Below are 3785 nucleotides of genomic sequence, written 5' to 3' on the forward strand. Positions count from 1 at the left end.
AGTTACACTTCCAGAAAATGCATCACTTCCTATTAAACTTCCTGAGGTAATTTGATACGTTAAAGCTGGATCTGTGGTTCCATATACTTTACTTTTTGCATCAGCAGTAACTTCAATAGGTCTAGTAGTAATGCTCAAATCGTTTGATACAAATGAAATTACATAGTTTCCATTAATAGCTAAACTTCCTTGATTGATCGCATAAGTTCCTACGTTTTCTCCTGCTACTCTGGTTACACTTCCAGAAAATGCATCACTTCCAACTAAACTTCCTGAGGTAATTTGATATGTTAAGACAGGATCCGTAGCTCCATATACTTTATTTTCTGCATCTGCTGTTACCTGAATTGCCCTTGTTAAAATATCTAAATCGTTTGCAACATATAAAACCGTATAATTAGTTCCTGCTGTTAATGTTCCTTGAGTAATATTATACGTACCTACATTTTCTCCTGCTACCCTACTTAAGTTTCCTGTAAAAGCATCCCCCATTACTAAACTTCCATTAGTAACTTGATATGTTAAAGTTGGATCTACAGCTCCATAGATTTTATTTTTTGCTTCCGCCGTTACTTCAATTGTTTTTCTAGTAATCGTTACATCATTTCCTATATAAGTAATATCATAATTACTATTAATTCCTAAGGTTCCTTGATTAATTGCATATGTACCTACATTTTCTCCTGCTACTCTAGCTACATTTCCAGAAAATGCATCACTTCCTACTAAACTTCCTGAAGTTATTCGATAGGTTAAGGCATGATCTGTAGCTCCATAAACTTTTGTTTTAGCATCAGCTGTTACTGTAATTGCTCTTTTATTAACTATTAATTCTTGTTGAACATCTGTGGCTGGATTATATGTTGCATCACCAGCTTGACTTGCTGTAATTGTAGTTGTACCAGCCCCTACAATGGTTACGGTATTTCCTGAAATGGTTGCAACATTAGTATCAGAACTTGCATAACTAACTGCTAAACCTGAATCTGAAGTAGCTGTTAAATCAAACGTAGTATCTCCATAAGTTTTTGCTTCTACTGCATTAAAAGTAATTACTTGATCTAACAATCCAACATAGGTTGCTGTTACTGTATTATTCATTGGTACAAATCCGCATACACTATTTGTAAATAAATCGCTTATCCAATTAGTATTATTTCCAGTTGCATTTTGTAAGGTACCAGTATTAGAATTCCCTGAAGCATCAGTTATACTTGTTCCCGAAGTTTGATCGTAATTGTAATTTAATACTAAATTTGCTTGTGGAGTTGTAAACTCAATATCCTTATTAGTTGCTATTTCAGTTTGAGTTCTAATTCCATTCCAAATTCTAGTTTGCGCTAAATCTCCTCCAAACAATTTAGTAGCAGTTGAAGTACTTTCGTAATTTCTTCCTAATCGAATATTTGATGTTAATTGAAAAGTTTCAAACCCATAATAAGTACTTGTTGAACCAATTAAATTTCCATTTACATAAAAATTAATAGCTGGTCCATTCATTGTTGCAGCAACATGAAACCAAGTATTAACTGGATAAGTATACGCTGGTGTATTGTAAGTTCCTCCATCGTCTACATCATCATCATGATGACCCGCAAAAATAGTTCCTCCAGAAATATTGATATAAAAAGGAACCACCACAGAAGCAACACCAAACCCTGAATAGCTTTCAGCAGTAATAATTGACGCGTTTACATCTGTTGCATCTGAAGCTGGAATTTTCACCCAAGTTTCAATAGTAGCTTGTTGAACATTAGTTAAATTAGAGTTGATTGCTGGAATACTCACATAATCATCTATATTATCTAAATGTAATGCTGTTCTAACTCCATTACTTGCACTTGCATCTGTTGCAACCACTTTATAAGTTCTGTCTGCTGTTAAAGTTTCTGTGGTAAAAGGCAAGTCTGCACCTGTACCTGCTACTGGCCCTTGTAAAACTTCATTAGAAGTATTGTCCTTTAAAAAATAGTTTACCCCTGTTTGAGAATTAGCTACAGAAACGATAGCTGATTTTCCATCGGGTTGAGATAAGTTTATTGCCTTAGTATCTAATGTTTGTACAGTAGCAGTTGGAGTTCCTGTTATTTGTAAAGTATTTGTCGCTGTAGGTAAAGTCTGATTACCCTGTACGGCAATTACATTATAAGTGCGGTTGCTGGTTAAAATTTCCTTTGTAAAAGAAATTCCACTTCCTGTTCCAGCTACTGGCCCTTCAATAATACTATTGTCATTATTGTTTCTTAAGTAGTAATTAACGTTTAATTGTGAATTATCTAATAAAATTGTTGCATGTGCATTACACAAAACAGAACCTGTTGTATCTAAGGTTAAGTTTTGATTTACTAATGTAATAGGATTCACTGTTAAAGACTGTATCACATTTGGTGCAGCATTGTACGAACCTCCACCTGCTTGAGAAGCAGTAATATTTACAGTTCCTTCTTTATGAATAGTTACTGTGTTACCTAAAATTGAAGCAATCGAAGGATCTGAACTTGTATAAGTTACAGCTAAACCTGAAGAAGCCGTAGCTGTCAAATCAAAAGCAGCATCTCCATAAGTAACATCACTCAAAGTATTAAATGTAATGGTTTGTGGTGAACCAATTACTGTTACAGTAACATCTTTTGTAGTTGCATTATATAAACTATTGTCAGATGTAAAAGCTCTTAATGTTACAGTACCTGCATTTGCACCTGCTGTAAAAACATTTCCAACTAATGTAGATCCAGTTCCTCCATTATCTACAATACTATATGTCGTCGTTTGCCCAGAAAAATTTAAAGCAGTTATAATATTTCTGACTTCACCTGGGTTTAATGAAAAATCAAATAAGTTATGAGCTAAATCTGTTTTTGGAGAAAATCCTGTATTATAAAACAATGTTGAATAATACCCAACAGTTTCACTATAGCTAGCATCAGCTGCTTGCGTCACTTTAATTACAATTGAACCAGCAACATCATTAACATTTAGTAAATTACCTGTAATTGAATACCCTAGCGTTTCTCCTACAATTTCAAAAGTGTAAGCTCCAGTAGAGTTTGAACTTAAAATAGCAGCCATGTCTACTGTTGTTACCCCTGAATTAACTTGGTAATAAATACCACCACCTAAAGTTGCTAACGGGGCATTTATTGTTAAAATCATTGTTTTTGTTGCACTCTGATAAGTAGCTGTAGCAGTTTGAGCAGCTTCTATAATAACTGTTCCTGCATTACCAATAGTTACCGTTTCATTATTCGTACCACTTAAAGTTGTTCCTGTACCTCCGTCATTAAGAATTCTATAACTGATGGCACCTGTGGAATTAGATGTTGCATTCAAATTAAAGTTAGTTCCTCCTGCATTCACCGTTACATCATTAAAAGTAATGGTTGGATTAATTAATGATCCATTATTAACTACAGAAAACTCATATCCTGTTTGTTGATAGCTATTCATAAAATATGGCGATCCAGAATCGGTATATGCATAAATGGTAAAATAATATGTTGCATTTGAAGTTAAGCCAGTAATTACTTGGTTTGGTGTTGTAGACGCCCCTATATATACCACTTGTTCTCCTCCTTTGTAATCTGCATCTGCAGCTGGAACAGGCCCTCTAAATCCATAAGGAGTAAAACTATTTACCGTATTCATTTTTACAATATACCCTTTAGGTAATCCTCTTCCATTATCCGCTACTGGAGCTCCTGTAAAAGATGCCAAGTTAAAAGTGGTTTCTGTAAAACCATTAATAACAGCATTAGAAGCCAATTTATCGGTTACCCCTGCCGTAA

At 34.3% G+C, this 3785-nt stretch carries 1 protein-coding gene (cut by both window edges); it reads right to left on the reverse strand.

This entire window lies inside a single protein-coding gene on the reverse strand: locus ACKTTC_RS14870, encoding an MBG domain-containing protein. The 7185-nt coding sequence extends 3303 nt beyond the window's left edge and 97 nt beyond its right edge, so the window shows coding positions 98-3882 — codons 33 (partial) to 1294 (complete); reading right to left, the first codon wholly in view occupies positions 3781-3783. Both codon boundaries (start and stop) fall beyond the window edges.

The organism is Tenacibaculum amylolyticum (genome assembly GCF_964511145.1).
Lineage (GTDB): Bacteria > Bacteroidota > Bacteroidia > Flavobacteriales > Flavobacteriaceae > Polaribacter > Polaribacter amylolyticum.